The following is a 24910-nucleotide window of genomic DNA, read 5'->3' as shown; positions in this document are numbered from 1 at the left end:
CGCGTGCCGCTGCACTGCTTACTCTTCCATCCTAACAGATTCTCAGAACCTATCACAAGGCTTCCCGAAACGAATATACGTTTGGTATAATAGGCAGGTGTCAATGAGATTTACACCATTTTTCCAGGGCGGAGGCCTTCCCAAACCGCATGAACGCAAATCCAACATCCCTTAGTGAGACGCTGTACGGACCCTCGGGCTCCGTCTATCTTTACAGTCTGCTTATCGTCATCATCCTGATGACCATGCTCGTATCCTTCCGCCTGCTGGTCACGCGGCGCAAGATCGGCTACCTGTCCATGATCATAGCCCTCGGGCTCCTGGTCATCCAGCATATCCAGATGATCGTCCTGGCCTATTCAGGCTCCCTGTCGCCGGGCGAGGAATATACTGCGCTCCTGTTGAAGGTGCTGGCGTTCGTCATGGTGAACATCGGGCTCTATCAGCTCTACAACGCGACCAAGCGAAGGGATTTTATTCTCTACGGCTTTACCTTCGCCTTAACGGTCTGTGTCTCTATTACATATTGGTCCGCCAACCGCTGGCTGGCCGGCAATGAGGAACTCCACACGCTGCTGCGCCCTCTTGGCATGGATTTATTCCTGTTCGTGCTCATCTTCCTGTGCTTCATGCTCGTCCATCCGCGGATCGGGCAGAACGGGAAGTATCAGACGATGCTTACCGTGTATTTTGCCGCACATGCCATTCACACGGTGAACGCGTATCTCTTCGACGGGAACCAGGGGGATCTGCACCTGCTCGAGCTGACGATTCCCTTCCTTTTTTATATCGTACTCTTCCTGTTCATCGTTGAGAGGGTCATCGAAATTCTGCAGGCCGTCTACACCTCCTCAATCACGGATGACCTGACGAAGCTCTATAACCGCAAGTACTTCGATGCCCGGGTCGTCCAGTATGTCAAAAGCGGCGTACCAGTGACGGTGATCTTCAGCGATATCGACAACTTCAAGAAACTGAACGATACGCAAGGGCATCATATGGGCGATAAAGTGCTGAAGCAGGTTGCCCGGATTCTCACCGAGGAGACGGAGGAGAGCGGAATTTGCGGAAGGTATGGGGGCGAGGAGATGGTCATCCTGGTCAAAAATCCGGATACGGACCCGCTGGAGCTGGCCGAACGGATCCGCCGGAGGGTCGAGGAAGAAACGATCGTGACCGTCAGCATGGGCTGCAAAAAGTGGCGCAGGCGGATGTCTCCAGCTTCCCTGATCAAAGGGGCGGATAAGGCTATGTATGAGGCCAAAACAACGGGGAAAAACAAGGTGGTTCAAGGCTGACAGGTCTGCCGCCTTGTTCTGCGCCGACACCGGCAGGAGCAAAACCGGATAGGTGAGCGCCTACACAAGCGGATGAACGGACCTCGCTGGGAGTATCGGAACCCCCTAGTATCGGACCCCTTTTGGAAAGTCGATCTGCAGGCTGACCCGTGGGGACAAGTCTCTCGCGCGGTCCCCGCAGCCACGCGGCTCGTAGATTCTTGGTGTGAAGGGGGAACGAAAGGCCGAAGAGGTACCGGCTGGAAGACACGCTGCAGACAAACAAAGACTTCTGGTCATTCGGTTGCCGCTAACCGGTTATGGTTCGCATCTCGCGGGTGGATGGGAAGTGCGACACTGGCATCGGTCTATATGAAAAGACGCAGCGCGGCTCGTAGATTCTTGGTGTGGAGGGGGAACGGAAGGCCGAAGCGTACCGGCTGAAAGACACGGTGCAGACGGATAAAGACTTCTGGGTCATGCGGTTGCCGCTAACCGGTTATGGTTCGCATCTCGCAGGTGGATAGGAAGTGCGGCACTAGGCATCGGTCTAAATGAAAAGACGCAGCGCGTTCAGTTGATCCGAATGGCGCCGGGGCTCACCCTTCATCGGGAGACCGTCCATCAGCAGGCAGGTCCCCTGCTCCCCCGCTTTTCCCTTTTCCGGTTCGCCTCCATCCTCTTTACCGGAGCATGCCGGCGTACGAGCGTGGAGTTTACCTAACCATGCTGAAGCGCAGCACTCCTGCTTGGAGTAAGCGCGACTCCGTCACCCCTTTTTAACAAGAGACGCTCCCCTCAGCGGGCAGTTCTGCTACCCTCTCTTTTCCCTTCCCCGGTTCGCCACCATCCACTTCACGGCATAGTCGACCAGAGCTCGCTGCGGCATGAATAAAACCGGCGACTCCGCTGCCCTGCCTCGGGTAACAAGTCCGGTCTCAGCCCCGAACGCCTCTCCAATCGCCTCAAAATCATCACTGTCCAAGCGGATATCCGGATAGGTTGTCCATTCCCTTGCTCCGTCCTTCCAGACAGGGGTTCCCTGCTCCTCTTCTTCCTTACCGGGATAAGAAGCGCGGTATTCCGCCAGGTGAAGCGATGTATTATTTCCATGCCCGACCCCGAGCAGCAGCACGCGGGCATCCGCTTCATACAAGCGTGCGAGCGGAGAGTCCTCGCCGAGACTGTAGGCTAGCGCATGCCCTTCCGTGATCCGCTGAGCCCCCGCCCCCCAAGCGGCAAAAGACACCAGTGGATGCGAGCTGCGAAGCACACCCTCCTGCTTGCGGAAGCACTCGGGGATCACCCCCATGGCACGCGTGGGCGTGAGACTCGGGTCGTACGCCGGCATCGTGCGGCGGATCGTCTCCCACCAGGCTTCGGGGACCGGCGGGTTCTGCCAGCGCGAGGGCTCGGATAGATCGGACGAATGGGTCGGCATCACAAGCGTTCCTTCCCGTCCCAGCACCTCTTCGAGTGCCAGTATGACCGCGACCGGTCCTCCGGGAATCCAGCCGCCGAACGATTTGAGCGAAGAATGCACGATCACCGTCATCCCCCTCCGGAGTCCGATACGCTGCAAATCTTCAACCAGGCTGTCGATCGTATAAAGATTTCCTTCGATGGGCTTCATGACTCTTCCCGCTCTTTCTTTTTGGATTTGGCAATCGCTGCCCCCGCGATACGGGTACCCCAGTAGAAGGATGCCAGCGCTGCAGCCGTGCCCCATACGTAATAGCTCCAGACATAATTCGCTCCGCAGTACATCGGCAGTTCCTCACAGAGCACAGCATATCCGCTGCGGGGATAATCCCGGCCATACCAGGGGTAGCCCGTCCCGAGCAGTGTTCCTAGATAGACAAAGACCACCTTCTCCAGCAAAAATCCAATCCCCACCGCATGAAGCATCAGGATCAGCGGCCTGCGTCTCACATAACTGAACAGCAGACCGCCCATCGGCAGATAGGACAGCACGGAGAACAACACGCCGTAATAGATCCACGACACCTCCCGGGACATGTCCGCCGGTACGCCTGATAATAAGCCGTAGCTCGTCGCGGTGATCATAAAAGTCAGCAGATAAAAACCGCCGAACAGCCAGCAGGACAGAAAAGTCACGCTTATCCACGGATACCGCTTGTTCAAAGGGATCACCTCGTTATTTCAGACGTCCCGGGGGAGACAAAAGTTACCAGCAAATGTGCATTACGGCAAAAAAGCGCCCGGTTCCACACAGGAACAGGGCGCTGGGGCAGGGGCATGCTGCGCAGACGGCATCCAGGCCCGGACGAGCACTGCCAGAACGGCACGCAGCATGTTCAGCATGCCGTGAAGAGGGCTGTACACATCTGACGGCACGGTGCACGAGCGGCTCTGGGAGAACTTGGCCGCCGCCTGCACCGCCCGTAGAGAGCGAAACTGCTCGTTGAGCGGGACCTCCCGCGGCGCGAAACCGCTCGATGACCGGAGCCTCACGCGGCGCGAAGCCGCTAGCTGGGCGGGGGCCTCACGCGGCGCGAAACCGCTCGCCGGGCGGCCACCTCCCGCGGCGCGAAACCACCCGCTGCACCATCGCAGCAAGCCCGCGCTCTTACTCCCTTACACTTCGCGGTAAGCGATCGGGTCGGTCGAGCCGGCTTCCTCGAAGCCCTTCAGCCGCAGGCGGCAGCTGTCGCATTCGCCGCAGGCTTCCTCCTGCCCGTTATAGCAGGAGGTCGTCAGGTGATAAGGGACGCCGATCCGGTTGCCCTGACGGACAATCTCCGCCTTGGTCCAATCGATGAGCGGGGTCTCAATGCGGATCGGGCCGCCTTCGACGCCGACGCGTGTCGCCAGCGCCATGACTTCTTCGACCTTGCGGATGAACTCCGGACGGCAGTCCGGATAGCCGCTGTAGTCGAGCGCATTCACACCGATATAGATCGCTTCGGCTCCCGTCACTTCCGCATACGAAGTGGCAATGGAGAGGAAGAGCAGGTTGCGGCCCGGCACGTAAGTAACCGGAATGTCGCTTCCCTCGAGCCCGGTCTCTCCGGCAGCCGGCACGTCAATGCTCTCGTCGGTCAGCGCACTGCCGCCGAATTCCTTGAGGAAGCCGAGCGAGATGACCTTATGCCGGTCGGATACGCCGTAGAACTCAGCCACTTTGCGCGCATTCTCGATCTCGCGCTTCTGGCGCTGCCCGTAATCGAACGTAATCGGATACAGGTCGTACCCCGCTTCGCGTGCGAGCCCCATGCAGGTAGTGCTGTCGAGACCGCCGCTCAGGATCACAACCGCTTTTTTGATGGTGGTCATGGTTTGGTTCCTTCTTTCCTTAGATAACTTGGTCTTGGTATCTCAGCAGCTTAAGGCAAACTTATGTAAGCCGCCGCAGCGGATGGAAAAACCCGGCCCGCGCGCTTACACGCCCCGTTCGGCCGGGTCCCAGATGATTTTGTGCAGCTGCATGTTCAGCTTCACATGGCTCAAGCCGTGCTCCAGCATCAGACCCACCAGCTTCACCGGCGGCATCGTCTCCCATACCGGGGAGAACAGCGGCAGCGCCTTCGTCGGGTAATCCTTCAGCACCTGCACGGCCGTGAAGAAATCGCGCTCGCTTCCGATCACGAACTTCAGCTCGTCCTGTGGACGGAGCAGCGCCAGGTTGCCGGTCAGCATCTTCTCCTGCTCGCCGGAATCCGGCAGCTTGTAATCCATCACATAGCGGACGACAGGAGAGTCAATACGCTCCAAGAACGGGGCAAGGTCGATGGCTCCGTTCGTCTCCACATGAAGATCCGTATAGCGGCCTGTGGCCACAAGCGCTTCGATCAATGCAGCCGACTTATCCCCGTAGAGCAGCGGCTCCCCGCCGGTGAAGCAGATGTGCTTCGACTTGTACTTGGCCGCTTCCTCCACAATCCCGCCGATCGTCATGACATACTCGGCCTCGGCCGGAGGATAGCTGTACTTCGTATCGCACCAGGTGCATCGCAAGTTGCAGCCGAACAGCCGGATGAAGACCGTCGGGAAACCTGCTCGGGTTCCTTCGCCTTCTACGGTTTCGAAGATTTCGACCATCGGCAGGCGAATGTCAAGCGGACTCTTGATGCTTTCCTGCCGCACTGTAAGCTCGTGCTGTTCCAACTCGATCATTCCTCTCCCATTAAGCGGGCGGTGACGGCTGCAAACGAGGTCGGCGTCTCCCACAGGCGCACTTCTTCGAGGCGCACCGCCGGATACAGATTCTCTTCGCGCAGGGCTGCCGCCAGCTGCTCGTACATCCAGACGACCATATTCTCCGCCGTCGTATTCATCGGAGGCAGCACGTCGTTCAGGTAGCGGTGGTCGAGCCTGTCGATCACCCGCTCCTTGGCGATCCGCTTGATATCGCCGAAATCGATCGTAATCCCGCGATGATCCACCTTGCCTCGCATGATGACCTGCAGCTTGTACGTATGGCCATGGAGGCTCTGGCATTTGCCCTCATAGCAATGAAGATGGTGAGCGCTGTCGAAGGTGAACTCCTTCGAGACGAGCACTTCCCGATCATGATATTTGAGCTGGCTTTGCTGTATATCTTCTCCCAGTATCTGCACTTTCTTGGGAATTTCGTACTCCATTTGAACTCCCCTCTCCCAAAAGACAATCCATTATATCACGTACGGTTGACTTCTCACAATAAGGCGAAACTTGTATAATAAAGGAACCGTGCGGGTCCGCACGGCCGAAGTGACGATAGGGGAGCCAAGTGAAGCAAATGACCACCTTACTTTCAAGCTACATTGAACAAATGCGGAAGCAGCTCGGCAGCGATACCGATGCTTTCCTGGCCAGCTACGATCAGCCGAGAACACAGGGACTGCGAATTAACCCGCGTAAAATAAATGAAAATCACCCGGGCGTACTGCCTGAATTGCAGCGGCTCTTTACGCTAGAGCCTATACCATGGTGTCCCACCGGCTATTACTATGAGGAAGAAAGCAGGCCCGGCAGGCATCCATATCATGCAGCCGGCGTGTACTACATCCAGGAGCCGTCCGCGATGTCGGCGGTAGAGCTGTTGGATCCGCAGCCGGGCGAGATTGTGCTCGATCTTGCGGCCGCGCCCGGCGGCAAGTCGACCCACATCGCAGGCAAGCTCGCGGGAGAAGGCCTGCTGATCACCAACGAGATCCACCCCGCCCGGGCCAAAATCCTCGCAGAGAATATCGAGCGGATGGGCATTCCGAATGCCGTCGTCGTCAGCAGCAATCCCCCACAGCTGGCCGCCCGCTTCCCGAGCTTCTTCGACCGGATCATGGTCGATGCCCCCTGCTCCGGAGAAGGCATGTTCCGCAAAGATCCGGACGCCGTAGGCGAATGGTCGCCCGCCCATGTGGAGATGTGTGCGGCACGCCAGCTCGACATTCTGCAGGACGCGGTGCGGATGCTGAAGCCGGGCGGGCGGCTGGCCTACTCGACCTGCACCTTCAACGAGCAGGAGAACGAGAACACCGCCGCTGCGATCCTGAAGCTCTGCCCGGGACTTGAGCTCGAGCGGACCGAGCGGATCTGGCCGCATCTGCACCGGGGCGAAGGCCACTTTGTCGCCGTGTTCCGCCTCGCCGAGGCGGCCGGTGAAGACGCGCCTAAGCCATCCGTCAGAGGCCGTACCCAGGGCAGGGGCAAGCGGGGCACCGTACGGCCGGAGGAGGAAGCCGTACGGCTCTACGAACGCTGGGCCGCTGAGACCTGGATGCCGGAAGGCACCGGCTTCCAGCTGACTCCCGGGGAGCCTTTCCTGTACGGTGAGCAGCTCTACTGGCTGCCGCAGGCTGACTGCTGTCCCTTTGACAGCAGCTGGCTCCAGGGCCTGAAGGTACTGCGCCCTGGGCTTCACCTCGCCGAGGTGAAGAAAAACCGGGTCGAGCCGGCGCACGCCCTGGCCCTGACGCTGCCCCCTGCAGCCGGCGTGCGGCTGCAGGTCGACCTCCCCTCCGATGGCGAGGAGGTCCAGCGCTACCTGCGCGGCGAGGCACTGCAGAGCGTGGAGTCCGGCAGCGGCTGGACGCTGGTCACTGTCGACGGGTACCCGCTCGGCTGGGGCAAGCTGTCCGGCGGCATGCTCAAGAATCACTACCCGAAGGGCCTCCGCCGGTAGAGCGTACTCGGATCCGCAGGTGGACCTCCCCTCCGATGGCGAGGACGTCCAGCGCTGCCTGCGCGGCGAGACGCTGCAGAGCGGAGAGTCCGGCAGCGGCTGGACTCTCGTCACCGTCGACGGATACCCGCTGGGCTGGAGCATGCTGTCCGGCAGCATGCTCAAGAATCACTATCCGAAGGGTCTCCGCCGGTAGAGCGTACGCGGGTCCGCAGGTGGACCTCCCCTCCGATGGCGAGGACTTCCAGCACTGCCTGCGCGGCGAGGCACCGCAGAGCGGAGAGTCCGGCAGCGGTTGGACACTTGTCACCGTTGACGGGCACCCGTCTCGGCTGGAGCATGCTACCCGGCGGGCATGCTCAAGAATCACTACTCGAAGGGCCTCCGCCGATAGAGCGTACGCGGGTCCGCAGGCGGACCTCCCTTCCGAAGGCGGGGAGTCCAGCAGCGAATGGACGCTGGTCGCTGTCGACGGATGCCCGCTCGGCTGAGGTAAGCTTTCCGACGGCATGCTCAAGAATCTCTATCCGAAGGGCCTCCGCCGGTAGAGCATAGGCGGGTCCGCAGGTAGACCTCACCTCCAATGGCGAGGAGGTCCAGCGCTACCTGCGCGGCGAGGCACCGCAGAGCGAGGAGTCCGGCAGTGGCTGGACGCTGGTCACCGTCGGACGATACCCTCTCGTCTGGAGCAAGCTGTCCCGCGGCATACACAAGAACCGCTGCCTGGAGGACTCCGACGATACTAGACCAGAGCATTTTAACCAATTAGGCAGACTCAGCATTGCTTTCAATAGATATAACGGAACCAGGATGCCTTATTCGAATATTTCCCATCATTTCCCGGCAGATAGCGGAACTCAGGTGCGTTATGAGTCTCCTTTTGGATGTAGACTAAACGGTGGACACAACTTAAGGAACGACCTTTATAATAAAGACAAACGAACAAAGGTCGAGGTGTGCCATGAGTCAGCAACGGGAGAGTTACGACAGTGAGTTTAAGAAAAAAACGGTGGAGCATATAGAGAAGGAGGGGAAGAAGCCAATTGAGATTGCCCGGGAACTTGGGATTCCGAAAAGTACCTTAAGCCGCTGGATCAAACAGTACGGGAAAAGTGCGGCTTCGGAACAATCACAAGTCTTTGTGGATTACGAACGACTAAAGAAGTTGGAGCAGCAAACCCGCGAACTGCAAGAGGAGAACGAAATCTTAAAAAAGGCAATGCACTTCTTCACGAAAGACCGGCACTGATTTTTTCGTTTATTCATAAACACCGCTTCCAGTACCGTGTCGAGAAGATGTGCTCCGTTTTACAAGTATCCAGAAGCGGCTATTACAAGTGGGTAAAACACCAGCCTAGTAAACGGGAAAAGCACCGGATGTGGCTGAAAAAACGCATCCGGCATCACTTTTACCGTTTGAAGAAGCGCCCCGGCAGCCCCGTGATTACTGCGATTCTGCAAGAGGAAGACGGTTGTGCTGTATCCTCAAAAACGGTCAGTCGCCTTATGAAAGAGATGGGTCTTAAGTCGATTACGGTTGGAAAATACAAAGCAACGACCAATTCCAACCACAACATGCCTGTTCATGACAATATCCTAAATCAGCAGTTTAAAGTGGAGGCACCCAACAAGGTCTGGGTAACAGATATTACTTATGTCGCCACTGGCGAAGGCTGGCTATATTTAGCCAGTGTGATGGACTTATATTCACGTAAAATCGTAGGCTGGGCTACAGGCGCGCGGATGACCAGGGAGCTCGTGATCGATGCCCTGGAGCTTGCTTACAAGCGCCAGAAACCGGCCCCTGGCTTGATCCACCACTCCGACCGCGGATCTCAGTATGCAAGCGGTGATTACCAAGAACGGCTGGCAGGCTACTTCATGACCGGCAGCATGAGTCGAAAAGGTAACTGCTATGATAATGCGTGTATCGAGTCTTTTCACAGTACATTGAAAAAAGAACTTGTGTACCAAACCAAGTTTAAAACTCGTAAGCAAGCAGCCGATGAACTCTATAATTACATCGAGTTTTACTACAACCGAACACGGCGTCACTCCACTTTGGGTTATAAAACGCCTCATCGCTTTGAACAGATGTACCATGAACAAAGAGCAGCTTAGCCTTAAAGGGTTCCTTCATTTTGTGTCTACTTTATTGACAGAAGTCCATTTTGACCCAAAAAAAGACCCATTCCATAAAATAGCGAACCTCCGTTCCGTTATTGCTGGAAAACCCGCTCGCAAATGAAGCATAACGCATCTCAGTTCCGTTAATGGCTTTTTCTCCTTGGCACCATACCCTAACGTCCTCCCCTCCCCTGCCTGCTGTCCGCCTCTCGCCGGAGCGGCAAGCACGCGCTCTTCCGGTTCATTCCCTGCCCCCCGGGGTAAGGTTAAACAGATGGACTTGTCCCTGGGGCAAGCCAATAGAATGAATGCAGGGGAGGGAAACCCACCATGGAAACGACGGTACTCAAGGGCAAATGGAATCAAATCAAGGGAGAAGTCAAGAAGCAGTGGGGCGAACTGACCGATGACGATCTCGAGCAGATCAGCGGCGAGAAGGACCGCTTAATCGGCATTCTGCAGGAACGCTACGGCCATGCCAAGGAAGACATCGAGCGGGAATACAAGGAGTGGTCGATCCGCTGGACGGACAGCGACCCGCTCCGCTGACTGTAAGCTTTTGAATAACCCGCAGCCCTAACAAAAGAAGACGGGACAAGCTCCCGCCTTCTTTTTCGTATCCGCCCGGCACAGGCAAGCCGTTATCCCGGTATCCTCTAAACGGAGCAGCGCAAAGAGCGGAAACCCGACGGTCCCCGCTCTTCCCGATCCCTGTATGTTAATGGAACGACTCCGTCTCGAACAGCACCTCTTCGATCACCCGGCTGCGATGCATCATGGAGAGATTGATCGCTTCGTAGTCTTTTTCCTTATCGAGCTCTTCCATCAGCAGCGCTGCAATCTCTTCCCGGTCCGTAGCGTTTCCCGGCTCGCGGAAATCAATGAATCCCGTCAGCTGCCGCTCGCTGATATCCACCGTGGCCGTACCGATCGGCAGACCGCCCCGGGACTGCTGATAAATCTCGTAGGTGAGCACGTCCCCGTCATCCCGGGCAAGAACAATCGTATAATCCCGGCTGCCCAAAAAAACGTCTTCGTCCTCATCCGCCTCGGCTTCCTCATCCAGAAGCAGGATCTCGTCCCCTTCTACCCCATCAAGCAGGTCTTCGTGCGTCAGCTCGATGGTCTCGATCACTTCGTTGTCATAGAGCATATGAATAACGAACGTGTCGATCTCGTCCTCGTCGAAGTCCAACACGATGAGATCGGCTACGGCATCCAGCGCGTCATCCCCCGGCTCGATCAGCCAGTGGACCGTACCGGTCACTTCCCGGTCCTCAATCTCAAGGAACGCTTCCGCGACCCAATCCTCATCCCCGTCATAAATGTGATATTCAACAGCGTCTTCGTCTTCGCCCACAATCACCAGTTCGAAATCACCAAGCGTCAGCTCGTCGCGCTCATACGGATCGTCGTCTATGAGGAGGGTGTCGGTGTCGATCCACTCGGTATCGTAATCGAAATCCTCGTCCACGGATTCGAGCTCCTCCGTTACAGAGCTGCCCTCCTCCATAGCAATCACATGATCGAAGGAGCTGTAGGTGACCATCACTTCACACTCGTCCACCCGCAGTGCGACGGCCAAGGACTGCACATAGGCATGCAGATGATCGTACACTTCGTCTATGGCCTCGGCAGAGAGAACTTCCTGTTCCAGCTGGATGGAGCCTGCGATCCGGTCCGACTCCCGGTATACGAGAGTGAGTGTGCCGACATATCGGTTCTTGTACAAGATGTCGCTGACCTCGCCGCCCGCCGTTTTCAAATCCGGTCTTATCCACACGTGATTCATCTCATTCCCCTCCCAATCTGCCGCTTCGGCTCCTAGATCATGGCATGCTTAGGCACATTATCTTTCGGCTTTAGCATGTCCTTCCTCGCCCAAACTCTATGCGCCGGGCGGATGTCTATACGCAATCAGGATATCCGCATATGCTGCAATGTAAACCGGGCCTCGCCCATTCAGCAAAGAAAAAGATGAAGCCGGCCGCATACGCTGCTGCACGGAAGCCCGGTTCGATTTCACAACACGTAAGGAGGAGTTTGGCAATGACTCACACAACGGCTTACACTTCGACAGGGATCATCCTGGTTCTGTTCATCCTGCTGGTGATCGTCTCCCGTGCAATTCTGGTCTAATCTCATTTCATATAGAAGGCCGGCCTGTGCAAAAAAAGGCAGCCCAAAAAGAGGAGCGTCCCCGAAACCCGGACGCTCCCCTTCTTATTGCCCTCCAGCCCCGGCAGCGGCCGCCAATACATAGCGCTGCACGGCATCGTGCACACCCTCGTCGTTGTTCGAGAGCCCGACGACATCCGCCGCGGCCTTGACGGCATCCGGTGAATTCGCTACCGCAATCCCGAGTCCGGCGAAGGTAATCATGTCGATATCGTTATAGTAGTTGCCGATCGCCAGGATCTCGGCTGACGGGATGTCCCAGAGCTCCGCGAGCTGGCGCAGGGCGCTGCCCTTGGAGACACCGGCCGCCATGATGTCGAGGAAGTGAGCCCCGCTGCGAATGCTCTGAATCCCGGGAGGCAGACCGATCTGCGACAGCTCGCTCTCCGCCGCGTCCAGCTGCTCGCCAGAGCCGAACAGCGTGCATTTGACGATCGGTGCCGTCATCGCCAGCACATCCTTCACCCGCTTTACGACCACACCGAACTTGTCGTACATACCGGCCGCTTCCTCGCCAACCCGGTCGACGAACATGTCCAGCGCCGTACAGACATCATAATGGATGCCCTGGACGCGGCAGTACTCGATCAGCTCCTCGATCTGTCCCACATCGTAGCTGTACTCATGCAGCAGCTTCGGCCCCGGCGACTCCACCGTAGCAGCCCCATTGTGCGTGATGAGCACGCCCTGCAGACCCAGTTCGTCGAGCACAGGCACGGCATTCGCCGGTCCCCGTCCGGTACAGAGCACAATCCGCGCCCCGGCCTCGTGGGCTTCCCGGATGGTCAGCGCAGTACGCTGCGTCAGCTCGTCCTTATCATTCAGCAGCGTTCCGTCCACATCCAGCGCAATCAGTTTATAGGTCACGCCGCTTCCCTCCGCTTCTTCTCTTTTGAATACCAGTAGTCCTTCTAACAAAAATCAGCCTTGCTTCCGGAGGCTCTCCAGCTCATCTTCCGTCAGCTCTCTGGCATGGCCCAGCGGAAGCTGCGGATCAAGCTTCAGCGGTCCCATGGACAGACGTTTGAGGTAGACCACGCGCTTGCCGACCGCCTGAAACATCCGTTTCACCTGATGGAACTTCCCTTCCTTGATCGTCAGTTCAATGCGGGAGGCGTCCCCGGCGGCAGGATTCCCTTTGTGCAGGATGCGAAGCTCGGCGGGCATAGTGACATAGCCGTCATCGAAGGTAACTCCCTTGGCAAAAGCTTCGACATCCGTCTCGTCAACCGCCCCTTCCACCTCCGCATAGTAAGTCTTCGGGACATGCTTCCGGGGGGAAAGCAAATTGTGGGAGAGCTTGCCGTCATTGGTCAGCAGCAGCAACCCTTCCGTATCCTTATCGAGCCGCCCTACCGGGAACAGCTCCAGATGGGTATATTCCTCATCGAGCAGGTCCAGGACCGTGCGGTCCCAGTTGTCCTCGGTCGCCGATACGACGCCCGGCGGCTTATGCAGCATAAGATACACGAATTCCCTGTACCGCACCGTCTCCCCGTCCACCTGCACGTCATCGCGGTCCGGGACGATCTGCACCCCGCTGTCCTTGGCGGTCTTCCCGTTCACGGTCACCGAACCGGACTTCACAAGCAGTTTGATCTGGCTGCGTGTCCCAAAGCCCGTATGGGCCAATAATTTATCAAGACGTATGGACGATTTCATCTGATCTTAGGTCCACCTCCAACCGGCGGGATATTCATTCTTGAGCAGGCCATCCTGCCACTTCGCCCAGCCGACGGGATATCCGTCGACGCAGACCAGCGTGTACCCCTTGGCCGGTACGTCCTCATGGGCCCGTAACAGCTCCGGGGGCGCCAGCTCGAGCGTGTCGCCCTTCAGGTACCGCACGGCGCGCGGATCGCCGCCCGCAAAGTTCACGCGGCGCAGCGCCTCCTCCGCGCGCAGCCCCATGGCCAGCGCATGGGAGGGCGCGAAGCGGCCCTTCGCCGCGCTGCCGAGATACCAGCCGGGCCGGACGACGCGGATGCAGTCCAGCACCGGCAGGCCGGCAGGCGCGGCGTACACGTGCTCGCCGCGCAGCACCAGCTCCGCGCCGGCATACGGCTCGCCGGCAAGCGACTCCGCCGCGAAGCGCGCCAGCGCCTCGCGAGGGTCGGCCGCGGCGGCCGCCTTCACGCCCGGGCGCCCACCGGGGCCACGGCGCGGGGGCTTCGCCTGAGGCCGGGCGGCCCCGCGCCGGGCTTCAGGCGCAGGCTCCGCGGCCAGCGCGGCAGCGGCGCCTTCCGGCATTTCGCGGCGGCGCAATGCGGCCGCGAAGTGTCCTTCGCCCGCGAGGCGGTGCGGCCATAGGCGCGCGGCGCCGGCCGTCTCGGCCGCTCGGGCGCTGCCGCCCGGGACCCAGTCCGGGCGGCCCGGCGCGAAGCCCGGCAGCTCCGGCGCCGGGGCGACCTCGAAGTCCGGGTGCTCGTCCAGGAACCCGGCGATAATCGCCTCGTTCTCCTCCGGCGAGAACGTGCAGGTCGAATAGACGAGACGGCCTCCCGGCTTCAGCATGACGGCAGCCTGCCGCAGCAGCACCCGCTGCATCGCGGCGTATTTCTCCGTCCAGTCCTCCTGCCAGGCCTTCGCCATCTCCTCTTCCTTGCGGAACATCCCTTCGCCCGAACACGGAGCGTCGATGAGGATGCGGTCGAAGAACCCGCGGAACGCGTCCTGCAGCTTCGCCGGGTCCTCGTTCAGCACGATCGCCTCCCGCACGCCGTTCAGCTCCAGGTTCTTGACGAGCGCCTTCACCCGCTCGGAGTGAATGTCGTTGGCCGCGACGAGGCCGGTGCCCTGTAGCTTGCCGGCCAGCTGCGTCGTCTTGCCGCCCGGCGCGGCGCACAAGTCCAGCACCCGCTGCCCCGGCCGCACGTCCAGCAGCTCCACCGGAGCCATCGCGCTCGGCTCCTGAATGTAATACAAGCCCGCATGATAGTGCGGGTGCTTGCCCGGGCGTACGCCCTCCTGGTAATAGAACCCGTCGGGGGTCCAGGGAATCGGCTTCAGCTCCCACTCCGTCAGTTCCCGGAAGGCGGCAGGCGGGATCTTCAGTGGATTCACCCTGAGACCGTACAGCCTGTCTTCTCCGTAAGAAGCCTCGAAGGCCGGGTACTCTTCCCCGAGCAGCTCCTTCATATGTACCAAAAACGCCTGCGGCAGCGAACACTCCGCCATATAAGTCAAACCCCGTTTCCGTATGCTTCTAGCTGCCCGTATGAGCCGGCGCCGCTTCCGGCACCGCCTTGTTTTCCGTCCGAAAAAAGGGCTGATGAATACCCTCATTGTACTGTTTCTTCCCAGGTGCCGCAACCGCCGCTTCTCGGGCCGCCGCCGCTTTGAACGTTCGTAAATCCTTCACTTTTGTTGTATGATATAGGAGGAAAACGAGGAAACGGAACCGAATCCTTGTTATGGGGCAGCATTACTACACTTGATGAAATGAGGGGCAGCAATTGAAAAAGCTGGGTATCTTCCTGGCCGTCATTGTCGTACTATTCGGCGCCATTTACTTCGTAAACCAGCAGTCGAACCAAGCGAAATACGGCAAGCACACGGACAATGTGTATGGCATCTCGCCTGACAAGCTTCATCCCGAAACACTGAAACTGCTCGACGATCCGAACTATCAGAGCATTATCCTGCCGGACGCCCTTGACAAGAAGCTCGCGGCCAAAGAGGATTTCTTCGTCTACTATTTCGCGTCCACATGCCCGCACTGTAAAGTCACCACGCCGGTGCTGATGCCGGTGGCCAAGGAGCTTGGGGTGCAGATCAACCAGTTCAACCTCGAAGAATTCAAGGACGGCTGGCAAAAGTACAACTTGGAGTTTACTCCAACGCTCGTCTACTATAAAGGCGGACAAGAAGTAGACCGTCTCGTCGGAGAACAGAAGGCTCCGGAGCTGAAGGCCTTCCTCGAAAAGCACAACAAGAAGTAATCGGCAGCGGATTGCCGGTGTTCCCCAACTTACTGTCTCCGCTAATGCAGGCAGTAAGTTGGAGAAGCCGCAGACCGCTTTTCCTAAGGCAGGACAAGCCAAAGAAGCCTTCACAGCTAGGCCGTGGAGGCTTCTTTGGCTTGCGTAACTCAGGTCAGGGAAGGCGGTTCAGGCAGCTCCTCCCTTATCCATCCCTATACCGGCCTGGACGTAACTGCGTCCTCGTGCCCCTCCGGTGCCGGATGGCTTCCCTGCCCTAGTCCGCGCCCAGACCCCAAGCTGGCAGCTGCCTGTGCCGGCGCTGCTACCTTTTGCTGCCGCAGTACTCCCACTCAGGTCCGCAGACATAACTGCTGCCCGAGCTCCATCCAGTGCCGGATCACTGCCTTTATCAAGCGGAGCTTGCAGCTCTCCTATATCGGCTGCTGCAGGCTGCAGCGGCGCTTTCCCTAACGCCTTCAATCCCCTCACCGAGCAAGCTCATCCCGCAGCCTCCATTCCGGGCTGCAGTCTCGCACTCTTCAATCTTCTTCGTGCGGATCGGGCGGATGGAGCCGGTATTCCTCGACGAGCTCCTCAAGCCGGCCATCCAGGATGCGGATGTCCAGATCGTAGAACGCGAAGCCCTTCTGACCGGGGTCCAGCAGCTTCACGAGGTATTCCCGCCCGTCCTCCCGCAGCCTCTTCAGATCGATCCCCAGGGTCTCGTCCGGGTGCCCCTCCAGCTTCTCGAGAGCGGCGCTCATCAGCTTCACCGCTCCGCCCGCATTGCCGTTGCGGTAATGGTAAAGGCCCACTGCAACCTGCAGCAGGCCTTGGTACAGCGGGCTCCGGCCTTCCTCGAGCCACAGCTCCTCCATCACTTCGTGGCATTCGAAGTAATCGCGTGCGATATTGAAATAATAGACGAACAGCACGTACAGACGGTCATATGCCATGGCCCGAAAAGTCCCCCCGTTTCACGCCTCAAGCCCGGAAGCTCAAGACTGCTGCTGTGCTTTTTTGGCCCGTGCGATGGCCTCCGTGAGATCGTTGAACATCTCATCGAGCTGGCGCACGTCGTCTGTCTCCCACAACTCGTTAAAGCGGAGCTGGAACTGGGCCGCCTCGCGTACCCGGTGGTAGAAGTACAGCTCCTGGATCGCGTTCAGCACCTTTGTCACCGTGTTCGATTTGTCCTCGAAGAGCTTTTGCGCCTCCATGATGTCCACGCGGATCGAGCTCATCTCCTGGTCGAGCAGATAAGCCGCTTCGGCCGCTTTGCTCAGCCGGTTGACGACTTCCTGCGGCAGGCTCTCGCGGTATTTGTAGTTCAGCGAGTGCTCGATCGTCGCCCAGAAGTTCATCGCCAGCGTCCGCAGCTGGATCTCGGCGAGCACCCGCTTCATGCCGAGGGCGGTCTGAACCGGGTACTCCACGATCATATGGTAGCTTCGGTAGCCGCTCGGCTTTTTGTTCACGATATAATCCTTCTCGTAGAGAAGGGTCATGTCCTCCCGGCTGCGGATGAGCTCGGCCAGCCGCTCGATATCCTCCACGAATTGACACATGATGCGAATGCCCGCTATATCTTCAATGCCGGTTTCGAGCTTCTCCATCGGCACGCTGAGCCGTTTGGCCTTGTCCAGAATGCTGGAGATTCTCTTCACACGGCCCGTTACGAACTCGATCGGCGAATACTCTTCCCGGCTTTTCAGCTCCGTACGCAGCGTTTTGAACTTTACTTTCAATTCCTCCACTGCCTGTTCGTAAGGCATCAGAAATTTCTTCCAGTCCCGTCCGTCCATACGTCTTCCTCCGTTCTCTTACTTGCCCCGGTGCGCCGCACCGATAGCTTCCGATACATTCGAGAAGCCGTCCCTCTTGAGCAGTCTGATCAATCCCTGGTTGATGCGGCTGAGTACGGCCGGCCCTTCGTAGATCAGCGCCGTATAGATCTCGACGAGCGAAGCGCCCGCACGGATCTTCGCGTACGCGTCCTCCGCCGTGAAGATCCCGCCGGAGCCGATGATCGGCAGCTTGCCCTCCGTCGCCCGGTAGAGCTCCGAGATCAGCGCCGTAGAGCGCTCCGTCAGCGGCCGGCCGCTGAGCCCGCCGGTCTCCCCGCGGTGCGGGCTCTGCAGCCCATCGCGTCCGATCGTCGTGTTGGAGGCGATGATGCCCGACACGCCGCTCTTCAGGATTGTCGCCGCCATGTATTCGACCTCCTGCGGGCTCAGGTCCGGCGCGATCTTCACGAGCACCGGCTTCTCCCGGCCCCCGAAGCGCGCGTGCTGCCTGCCGATCTCGTCCTTCACGGCCGCCAGCAGGCTCGACAGTTCGTCCCCATGCTGCAGGCTGCGCAGGTCCGGCGTATTCGGGGAAGAGATATTGACCACGAAGAAATCCCCGTAGCCGTACAGCGCCTCGATGCAGGCGCGGTAATCGTCCTCCGCCTGCTCATTCGGGGTGGCTTTGTTCTTGCCGATATTAATGGCAAGCGGAATCGTCCGTTTGCCCTGATTGCGAAGATTGCGCTTCATGCCTTCGATGCCCACGTTATTGAAGCCCATCCGGTTGATCAGCGCCGTGTCCTCCGGCAGCCGGAACAGGCGGGGCAGCGGATTGCCTTCCTGCGGCTTGGGCGTGACCGTACCGACCTCCATGAAGCCGAAGCCGATGTTCGAGAAGCCCGGCACGGCCTTCCCGTTCTTGTCCAGCCCTGCAGCCAGTCCCACCGGATTCGGGAATTCGATGCCCCAGAGCTCGGTCCGGAGCTCCGCCGCAGCCCTGACCCCCCATACGGTGTTCAGCACGGCCCGGCCGCCCGGCAGGTTCCCGAATGTATGTAACCCGTCGATAATGAGATGATGGGCTTTCTCCGGATCCATCTTGAACAAGACCGGCTTGGCTATGTTTTTGTACAGCATGTTCTTGCGTCCTCTCCCCCGTGCAGCAGCGCTTGCTCTGTCTGATAGTGTCTTCTGATAAGTGTATCGTTTTAGCGCTTAAAAATAAAGGGGAGGGCCAACAAATCCCTGCTGGTAAAACGGTTGCAATATGTTACTATATGTGTACACCATTCAAAAAGGCAGGGCTGATCACCATGCAGAAAAAGAAACCGGCTCCCCAGCTGTCGCGCAGAGCCAAAGAGGAGCCTAACAAAAAATTGATCATCTGGGTCGGTTCGATCTTCGGGGCCATCATTGTCGGCATGTCCGTGCTCCTGATCTTGAATCAGTGACCCGCTCCGCACACTTTTCATCCGGGCATAGGCTTTCACCCGGCTCAAAAAACAAAAACACCTTTCCGCCAGGAGGCATGATCCTCCGGCCCGGAAAGGTGTTTTTGGTTTAAAAGAGAACGAATTTCCCGTTTCTAATTTCCCGCTACTCATCTCCCGCTACTAAGGCGCCCTAAATCCAACGTCACGCGTCGGTGTCCGAAGAATGGCCGTCCGGGTGCCCTCGTCCCACTGGACGTCCATACCGATCTCCTCCGCGAAGAAACGGATCGGTACGAAGGTCAGGTCATCCTTGATATACGGCGCAGCATCGGTGTCCTTCTCGGCTTTCAGCGAGCCGTCCGAATACAAGCGGATGCCCGTACGTCCCACGTACAGCTCTACCGTCCGACCTTCCTTGGACAGAGCGACGGAGCGCGCAGCGTCATCGAACGCCACTTGGTAGCCGAGCGCTTCCGTGATGGCCCGCACGGGGACCATCAACCGGCCGTCCGTGATCTCCGGCTGGCTGTCGAACTTCATGACCCCTGCATCCAGCACGACCTTCAGCGCATCCCCGGCCGGAAGATCATCCGGCAGCCGGTAGCCCGTGAGCCTGCGCAGCCGGTTATTGAACGAATCGGCCACGAGCACGCTGCCGTCTCCAAGAACGGCCACGTCCACCGGACGGTTCAGCCCGGCCTCCCCTTCCATGCCGTCCAAGAGGCCGGTCTTCTGCCCTTCGGCTCCTGCCAGCGTGGAGAGCTGCCCCCCGATCAGATAGCGCACCGCATGATTCTGGCTGTCGGCGATGAGCAGCCCGCCTTCCTCGGTTACGGCGATCCCCATCGGGTAATTCAGCCGCGCCTGCAGGGCGGGTCCGTCCGCGAAGCCTCCCGGCACATAGAGATCCTGCAGCCGTGTGGCAGTCCCGCCGCCCGCCACCGTAGTCACCGTGCCCTGGGCCAGATCGATATAGCGGATCCGCTGGTTGCCCGAATCGCTGACGTACAGATTGCCCTTGGCGTCAAGGGCGATCCCGCTGGGCTCGTTGAATTTGGCCTGCGCCAGCGGCCCGTCCGCGAAGTCCCCCGCCGCTGAAGCCTGTCCCGGCGTGGCTTCCACCACGCGGCTCGAACGCGCCGTCAGCGTCGTGACCTCGCCCTCAGGCGAGATGCGGCGGATCGTGTGGCCGAGCGTATCGGCCACATAGAGCGTACCGTCCGGAGCCGCCGCCACATCGCCCGGCCGGTAGAATTCGGCCGAGGCCCCTTTGCCGTCCTTGGCCCCGAGCATTCCACTGCCGGCAACGGTAGTCACGTTCCCTTTGGCGTCAATCCGCCGGATGGCATGGTTGCCCGCATCGGCGACGTAGAGGCTGCCGTCCGGTCCGGCGGACAGTCCGAGCGGCTCCTGGAACAGCGAAGCGTTCGCTGCCCCGTCCAGCAGGCCGCCGACCGGATAGCCCTTGTCGTCCTTCCGGTAGAACGCCCCGGCCAGGCCGACAACGCTGCCTCCGGCCAGCTTCCGGATCACTCCATTACGTGAATCGCTTACGGCCGCCGTGCCGTCCGGCAGCACGGCCAGCCCCGCCGGCAGGCGGAAGGACGCCTCCAGTCCCGTTCCGCTCGCGCTCCCGAGCCGGCCCGTTCCGGCGGCTGTCGTCAGCTCCGTCATGAGACGCCCCTCTGCGGTCCGCAGTCCCCCGGACCAGGAAGAGGCGGCCGCTCCGGAGCCGCCCGCCAGCATGGCGGACAGTACGGAAGCGATGATGAATTGTTTTGCCTTGAATGTCATGGCCTTGCTCCTCTCCAACCCGTTCCCTGATGATGTTATGGAGCAGTAACCGTCAGGGTGATCGGGGTCTTCAGTTCATAGACCATATTCCCTGACGCGTCCAGCACCTTGAAGTAGAACAGCTCCACCTGCGTGGTCTCCCCCGGTTTCATCCCTTCCGTTCGCAGCGGGAGTTCCACCAGTGTCACGCGGCTTCCGTTCAGCTTGACCGGTGCGGGAGCCTCTCGGCCGCTGCCCTGGAAGAGCGTGCCCGTGTAGATGAGCTCGCTCAGCCCGGAGCCGTCGGCCTGCCGCAGCACCTCGGCCGTCTGCTCCCCATCGAAGACGGTGCCCGGCTTGTCCTCCAGCTTCCCGTCGGCTGTGCCGTCATAGTTCAGCTTTCCTGCAGCCATCGAAGCGTGGGCTTCCACCGCATAGAAGGGGAGCTCCTCCGTGAAGCCTTCCATTTGGAGGCTGAGCCGGACGATCCCCGGTTCGGCGGAGGCCGCCTGGGTCAGCTTCACCTGCGGCAGGGCTGTCGAGCCGCCGCCGGAGCTGCCGTCCGAGCCGGAACTTGTGTCCGGTACCGGCTCCACGACCGGCGTGCCGCTGCCGGAAGCATTCTTCTTCCGGTTCTCCTCGAATGCAGCTCTTTCCTTCTCGGCCAACTGGGAGAGAAGCAGTTCCTGCGCCTTCTGCTGCTGCTCCAGCTCAGCCTTCCGATTGGCTTCCTGGAGCTCTTTCGCTTTCGCCTCCATCTGCCTTCTGACAGCCTCGAACGCCGTTTCGGCCTCCTGCATCCGCTTTTCTTCTTCACGGAGGGCCTCGTTTTGCTCTTGAAGCTCCCTTTTTTTCGCTTCCAGGATGGCCGGGTCCAGACCAGCCGTCTTATCCAGCGGAGGCGGATTGTCGATATCCAGCTTCTTCGCCGGATCGGAAATCTCCCGGTTCACCTCATCGATCAGCTTCTTATCGATCTTGTTCTGGTTCACGGCCTCCTTGGCGATCTGGGACACAAAAGCATCGAAATTTTGCTGCACCTTCGAAAGATCGTCCGCGTTCTCAACCCGAAGGATGGACTGGGGATGCGGCCTGCTCATTCCCTGCTCGAACTGCTCCTGCAGCTTCTTCTTCATGGCCTCATTCTCTTTCTGAATGTCGGGCACGTTCCGCAGTATGGCCTCCAGCACCTTGGGAGAAGCCATCTTGACCAGCCCCTGTACATCCACATACTCGACGTGCGTCCGGATATCGCCGGACACGCCATCCGGATCAAGGGCGATCTGCTGCGACGGATATACCATGGCGGACTTCACTTCCTGAGTACCGTCCGTTTGGCTCTGCACGGTCTCCGTGTTGACCCGGCCTGAACCGACGAGCATCACGCTGTGCCCGGTAGCCGGGTCGACGAGCACCGCAAAATGAGTCCCCCGCACGCCCATGACGGCCGTAGGTGTCTCCAGCTCCACCTCATCCTCGGAACTCACCAGGGATTTGACCTTGGCCCACAGGCTTCCCGCCCAGGACTGCACCCTGGTCGTCTTGCCGTTCCCTTCCGTCAGGTCGGCGATATAGATTTCGGTGTTGGCGGCGACGGTAAACTGCACCTCGTTCGCACCCACCTTCAGGATTACGTACGAATCCGCCGCCGTATACAAATAATCCCCCTGGTTCAGGTTCAAATCCTTATACACCTGGAACGTTTTGGAGCCTCCCGCTTTCTTGTAGGTCACCCGTCCCGACACCTCGGCGACATAGGCGGCGCGCTCCGATGCCGCCTCTGCCCGAAGCGCCGGCCCGAAGGAAGCCAGCAGCGTGAACAGCAGCGCCAGAGCCAGTACGGCCGGCAGCCGGCGCGGGCCGGAACGCCCTTTTTCTCTCTCTCCCATTGGAAATCCCCTCTCCTTGCATCACAGCCGCAAGAAATCATTGCTATCATTGTAAAAGCACGCCGTCCAAAGATCAACGCAAAAAATAGCGATTGCAGTCAAACGTTGTCGAATCCATCTCGACTCAAGAAACCTTCGGAGGGGTTTCTCCTGCCGGGTGTTCGTTTTCACCCAGTACTTCATAGAGCCGCAGCGGCAGGCTCTTCCCTTTCATCAGCCTCTCTCCGGCATCACGGTACCGGAAGGCATCGCCGGTCCGCTGGTAGGTCGCCTCCGAGATGAGAATCTGGTTTGGCTGCGCGGAGGATTCGATCCGTGCGGCCGTGTTGACGTTATCCCCGATGGCCGTATAGTCCATCCGAAGGTAGGAGCCGATATTGCCTACGACGACTTCACCGCTGTGTATGCCAATGCCTACGGCGATATCGACGCCGTACTTTTTATAGACCTCTTTGTGCACCTTCCTCATGCCTTCCTGAATCTCGCAGGCCGTCTTCACGGCCCGGTAAGGGTGATCCGGCACATCCAGGGGCGCGTTGAACAGGATCATGGCCGCGTCCCCGATGAATTTGTCGATCGTCCCCCCATTGCCGAGTGCCCGCGCTGTAATCAGGTCGAACATCATAATGAGAAAATCGACGACCTCCTCGGGTTTCAGCTTCTCCGACAGCGGCGTGAAGCCCCGAACGTCGAGGAAGAGCACCGTCAGCTCCTTCGAGATGCCTCCCAGCTGGATCTCCTGCTCGCTGCGGGCGATCTCGCGGACCAGATCCGGGGAGATATACCGGCCGAACTGCCGGGTGATGTACTGCCTCTGCTTCGACTCGAAATAGGTCTTCATCGCGAGATTGCCGAGATAGGTGAGCAGGCCGCAGGCCAGAGCGGCCATCACATCCAGATACTGGCCGCTTGCGGCGAAGAGCGCATACTGGCCGGCCAGCAGCGCGAGGAAGACGCCGAGAGCAACCAGCGCCCCGCCGATCTCCCTCATCCTCCAGGTCATGAGACCGAGCACCAGCATCACGAAGACCGCCAGAGCGAGATCGATCCCCCTGCGAACCGGCACGATCAGCTCCCCCGCCAGAACCTGATTGAGCAGGTTCGCGTGAGCATAGACGAGATGCATGTGCTTCTCGATCGGGGTAATGCCTTCATCGGAGCCGGGAGCCGTATAGCCGACGAGAATGATCCGGTCCTTGAACACCCCGGGCGGGATCGCCCCCTTGATGATGCTGGATATCGGAATCGTCTCGAAGTCGTACTCCCCGGCGTTCCACCGGATAAGCGCCTCGCCTTTGGGCTTGCCCTCCAGCTGGGGCGGATCGAGGTACCGGCTTACGTCCGCACCGGCCAAGCCGGCCGCTGCGAGCGCCAGGGACGGATAAATTCCCTGCGGGGTCTCGATCGTCATCCAATTCGAGCGGATGGCGCCGTCCGTATCGTCGAACGCCGCATTGATATGCGCCCGGTTCCAGACCTTACGGAAGGCCGGTATGGGGTCGATGACCCCTTCGGCCCGCAGCGGCTCCCCTTCCCGGATCAGCGTAGAACGCTGGAGCCGCCCTTCCACATCGCCGTGCGACGGCAGGATGATGTTGTCATGCCTCGCGAGCACCTCCGCCAGCCTCCCGTCCCCTCCGCTGCTGCTGTCCGTATACAGCTCGATGTCGAAGGCGATCACCTTCGCCCCCCCGCTCTCCAGACGTTCGATGAGATCGGCGTATACGGTGCGGTCCCATGGATATGGCCCAATTTCCTTGATCGACTTCGTATCAATGGCCACTACCAGAATATCCTCGTGAGGCTCTCCCGACATCGTGGCCTTCATATTAAAGTCATAGAGCTGGTTCGAGACCACCTTCAGCGAGTCTGTAAGGAGCAGCGCAAAGCAGAGCAGCAGAATCAACGAATTGCCTGCCGCGATGACCCCCGCTTTGCTCCATTGTCGTTTCATAGTGACGCCCCCTGGTGAAAGTTCCTTATCGTTTTGGTGTAATTTATAGTAACACATCCGTCAGCCCTGGGCAGCGAAAAAAAGCCTGTCCCCTGAAAGGGAACAGGCCGATCTTCGATGATATGTCCAGGTCGTGCAGACCGATTAGTTGAACGGCGTGTCAGCTACTTTGATGGAGTCGGTAGGGCAGCCATCTTGAGCGTCCTGCAGATCGTCGTACAGGTCGTCCGGAATTTCCGTTACGCCTTTGTTGCCGTCCGCTTCGTAGATGACTTCAGCCAGACCCTCATCGTCGTAGTCGTAAATGTCTGGTGCCGTAGCGCCGCAAGCGCCGCACGCGATACAGGTTTCTTTATCCACGATTGTGTATTTTGCCATGATTATTCTTCCTCCTCCAAATGTGTAACCTCATCCTAGAATATAATATAAAAAACGCCAAAGT

25 protein-coding genes and 2 pseudogenes are annotated in these 24910 nt (G+C 59.2%); 11 read left to right on the top strand and 16 right to left on the bottom strand.

What is annotated here, in order from left to right; genetic code table 11:
• The first annotated feature begins 149 nt into the window (after positions 1-149).
• Complete coding sequence (locus ACP26L_RS10035) at positions 150-1298, top strand: GGDEF domain-containing protein (RefSeq protein ID WP_426452387.1); 1149 nt, start codon at positions 150-152, stop codon at positions 1296-1298.
• A gap of 793 nt (positions 1299-2091) precedes the next feature.
• Here ACP26L_RS10035 and ACP26L_RS10030 read toward each other — a convergent pair.
• From ACP26L_RS10030 to queD, 5 genes are all read right to left on the bottom strand, one after another.
• Positions 2092-2910: an aminoglycoside N(3)-acetyltransferase gene (locus ACP26L_RS10030; RefSeq protein ID WP_426452386.1), complete on the bottom strand. Its 819-nt coding sequence runs from the start codon at positions 2908-2910 to the stop codon at positions 2092-2094.
• On the bottom strand, positions 2907-3395 hold the full coding sequence (locus tag ACP26L_RS10025) for a hypothetical protein (RefSeq protein WP_426452385.1): 489 nt from the start codon (positions 3393-3395) through the stop codon (positions 2907-2909). Before ACP26L_RS10025 ends, ACP26L_RS10030 begins: the two co-directional genes overlap by 4 nt.
• A 480-nt stretch (positions 3396-3875) precedes the next feature.
• A complete protein-coding gene (gene queC / locus ACP26L_RS10020; protein WP_426452384.1) occupies positions 3876-4574 on the bottom strand; it encodes a 7-cyano-7-deazaguanine synthase QueC in 699 nt (232 codons plus the stop codon).
• Between the two features lie 105 nt (positions 4575-4679).
• Complete coding sequence (locus tag ACP26L_RS10015; protein WP_426452383.1) at positions 4680-5414, bottom strand: 7-carboxy-7-deazaguanine synthase QueE; 735 nt, start codon at positions 5412-5414, stop codon at positions 4680-4682.
• Complete coding sequence (queD, locus tag ACP26L_RS10010) at positions 5411-5881, bottom strand: 6-carboxytetrahydropterin synthase QueD (protein WP_013915373.1); 471 nt, start codon at positions 5879-5881, stop codon at positions 5411-5413. The genes ACP26L_RS10015 and queD overlap by 4 nt, the downstream gene beginning before the upstream one ends.
• Positions 5882-6018: 137 nt before the next feature.
• On the opposite strand from queD, the gene ACP26L_RS10005 reads away from it, so the two are divergent.
• From ACP26L_RS10005 to ACP26L_RS09975, 7 genes and pseudogenes are all read left to right on the top strand, one after another.
• A complete protein-coding gene (locus ACP26L_RS10005; protein ID WP_426452382.1) occupies positions 6019-7401 on the top strand; it encodes an RsmB/NOP family class I SAM-dependent RNA methyltransferase in 1383 nt (460 codons plus the stop codon).
• A 37-nt stretch (positions 7402-7438) separates the two neighbouring features.
• Positions 7439-7597: pseudogene (locus tag ACP26L_RS10000) on the top strand (methyltransferase RsmF C-terminal domain-like protein); the annotation flags it as partial.
• Between the two features lie 19 nt (positions 7598-7616).
• A complete protein-coding gene (locus ACP26L_RS09995; protein ID WP_426452381.1) occupies positions 7617-7892 on the top strand; it encodes a hypothetical protein in 276 nt (91 codons plus the stop codon).
• A pseudogene (locus ACP26L_RS09990) lies at positions 7893-7949 on the top strand (methyltransferase RsmF C-terminal domain-like protein); the annotation flags it as partial.
• Between the two features lie 58 nt (positions 7950-8007).
• A complete protein-coding gene (locus ACP26L_RS09985; protein ID WP_426454882.1) occupies positions 8008-8394 on the top strand; it encodes a hypothetical protein in 387 nt (128 codons plus the stop codon).
• Positions 8363-9522, top strand: a protein-coding gene (locus ACP26L_RS09980) for an IS3 family transposase (RefSeq protein WP_426449808.1) whose coding sequence is annotated in 2 segments (ribosomal slippage) — positions 8363-8618 and positions 8618-9522 — 1161 coding nt in all. Because the reading frame shifts where the segments join, the coding sequence is not laid out codon by codon here. Before ACP26L_RS09985 ends, ACP26L_RS09980 begins: the two co-directional genes overlap by 32 nt.
• 336 nt (positions 9523-9858) lie before the next feature.
• Positions 9859-10077: a CsbD family protein gene (locus tag ACP26L_RS09975; protein ID WP_426452380.1), complete on the top strand. Its 219-nt coding sequence runs from the start codon at positions 9859-9861 to the stop codon at positions 10075-10077.
• Between the two features lie 169 nt (positions 10078-10246).
• On the opposite strand, the gene ACP26L_RS09970 is transcribed toward ACP26L_RS09975, so the two are convergent.
• Entirely contained in the window at positions 10247-11320 is a 1074-nt protein-coding gene (locus ACP26L_RS09970; RefSeq protein WP_426452379.1) for a hypothetical protein, read from the bottom strand.
• 257 nt (positions 11321-11577) lie between these two features.
• On the opposite strand from ACP26L_RS09970, the gene ACP26L_RS09965 reads away from it, so the two are divergent.
• Positions 11578-11667, top strand: coding sequence for a YjcZ family sporulation protein (locus ACP26L_RS09965; protein WP_426452378.1), 90 nt, complete (start codon positions 11578-11580; stop codon positions 11665-11667).
• Between the two features lie 84 nt (positions 11668-11751).
• Here ACP26L_RS09965 and ACP26L_RS09960 read toward each other — a convergent pair whose 3' ends face one another.
• Genes ACP26L_RS09960 through ACP26L_RS09950 form a run of 3 tightly spaced genes read right to left on the bottom strand, consistent with a single transcriptional unit; the run spans position 11752 to position 14883 of the window.
• Positions 11752-12573: a Cof-type HAD-IIB family hydrolase gene (locus tag ACP26L_RS09960; RefSeq protein WP_426452377.1), complete on the bottom strand. Its 822-nt coding sequence runs from the start codon at positions 12571-12573 to the stop codon at positions 11752-11754.
• Between the two features lie 54 nt (positions 12574-12627).
• On the bottom strand, positions 12628-13368 hold the full coding sequence (locus ACP26L_RS09955; RefSeq protein WP_426452376.1) for a pseudouridine synthase: 741 nt from the start codon (positions 13366-13368) through the stop codon (positions 12628-12630).
• 6 nt (positions 13369-13374) lie between these two features.
• Positions 13375-14883 carry an RsmB/NOP family class I SAM-dependent RNA methyltransferase gene (locus tag ACP26L_RS09950; RefSeq protein ID WP_426454880.1) on the bottom strand — a complete coding sequence of 503 codons (1509 nt, stop codon included), beginning with the start codon at positions 14881-14883 and terminating at the stop codon, positions 13375-13377.
• Between the two features lie 278 nt (positions 14884-15161).
• Between ACP26L_RS09950 and ACP26L_RS09945 the strand changes: the two genes are divergently transcribed.
• Positions 15162-15647: a thioredoxin family protein gene (locus ACP26L_RS09945; protein ID WP_426452375.1), complete on the top strand. Its 486-nt coding sequence runs from the start codon at positions 15162-15164 to the stop codon at positions 15645-15647.
• Between the two features lie 521 nt (positions 15648-16168).
• Here the strand turns inward: ACP26L_RS09945 and ACP26L_RS09940 are convergent.
• Genes ACP26L_RS09940 through ACP26L_RS09930 form a run of 3 tightly spaced genes read right to left on the bottom strand, consistent with a single transcriptional unit; the run spans position 16169 to position 18556 of the window.
• Entirely contained in the window at positions 16169-16585 is a 417-nt protein-coding gene (locus tag ACP26L_RS09940) for a DUF309 domain-containing protein (RefSeq protein ID WP_426452374.1), read from the bottom strand.
• 42 nt (positions 16586-16627) lie between these two features.
• Positions 16628-17434 carry a GTP pyrophosphokinase gene (locus tag ACP26L_RS09935; protein ID WP_426452373.1) on the bottom strand — a complete coding sequence of 269 codons (807 nt, stop codon included), beginning with the start codon at positions 17432-17434 and terminating at the stop codon, positions 16628-16630.
• A gap of 18 nt (positions 17435-17452) precedes the next feature.
• Entirely contained in the window at positions 17453-18556 is a 1104-nt protein-coding gene (locus ACP26L_RS09930; protein WP_426452372.1) for a quinone-dependent dihydroorotate dehydrogenase, read from the bottom strand.
• 176 nt (positions 18557-18732) lie between these two features.
• On the opposite strand from ACP26L_RS09930, the gene ACP26L_RS09925 reads away from it, so the two are divergent.
• Positions 18733-18870, top strand: coding sequence for a hypothetical protein (locus tag ACP26L_RS09925; RefSeq protein ID WP_426452371.1), 138 nt, complete (start codon positions 18733-18735; stop codon positions 18868-18870).
• Between the two features lie 162 nt (positions 18871-19032).
• On the opposite strand, the gene ACP26L_RS09920 is transcribed toward ACP26L_RS09925, so the two are convergent.
• The 4 genes from ACP26L_RS09920 to ACP26L_RS09905 all read right to left on the bottom strand — a co-directional run bounded on the left by ACP26L_RS09920 (position 19033) and on the right by ACP26L_RS09905 (position 24846).
• Positions 19033-20646 carry a stalk domain-containing protein gene (locus tag ACP26L_RS09920; RefSeq protein ID WP_426452370.1) on the bottom strand — a complete coding sequence of 538 codons (1614 nt, stop codon included), beginning with the start codon at positions 20644-20646 and terminating at the stop codon, positions 19033-19035.
• Between the two features lie 35 nt (positions 20647-20681).
• Positions 20682-22514 carry a FecR domain-containing protein gene (locus ACP26L_RS09915; RefSeq protein ID WP_426452369.1) on the bottom strand — a complete coding sequence of 611 codons (1833 nt, stop codon included), beginning with the start codon at positions 22512-22514 and terminating at the stop codon, positions 20682-20684.
• A 124-nt stretch (positions 22515-22638) separates the two neighbouring features.
• Complete coding sequence (locus ACP26L_RS09910; RefSeq protein ID WP_426452368.1) at positions 22639-24468, bottom strand: CHASE2 domain-containing protein; 1830 nt, start codon at positions 24466-24468, stop codon at positions 22639-22641.
• A gap of 144 nt (positions 24469-24612) precedes the next feature.
• Complete coding sequence (locus ACP26L_RS09905) at positions 24613-24846, bottom strand: ferredoxin (protein WP_426452367.1); 234 nt, start codon at positions 24844-24846, stop codon at positions 24613-24615.
• Positions 24847-24910 lie beyond the last annotated feature (64 nt).

The sequence above is a fragment of the Paenibacillus sp. S-38 genome, from assembly GCF_049942825.1.
GTDB lineage: Bacteria > Bacillota > Bacilli > Paenibacillales > NBRC-103111 > Paenibacillus_G.
Note: the sequence above shows the minus strand (reverse complement) of the source record. Positions and strands in the feature narration are given on the sequence as shown.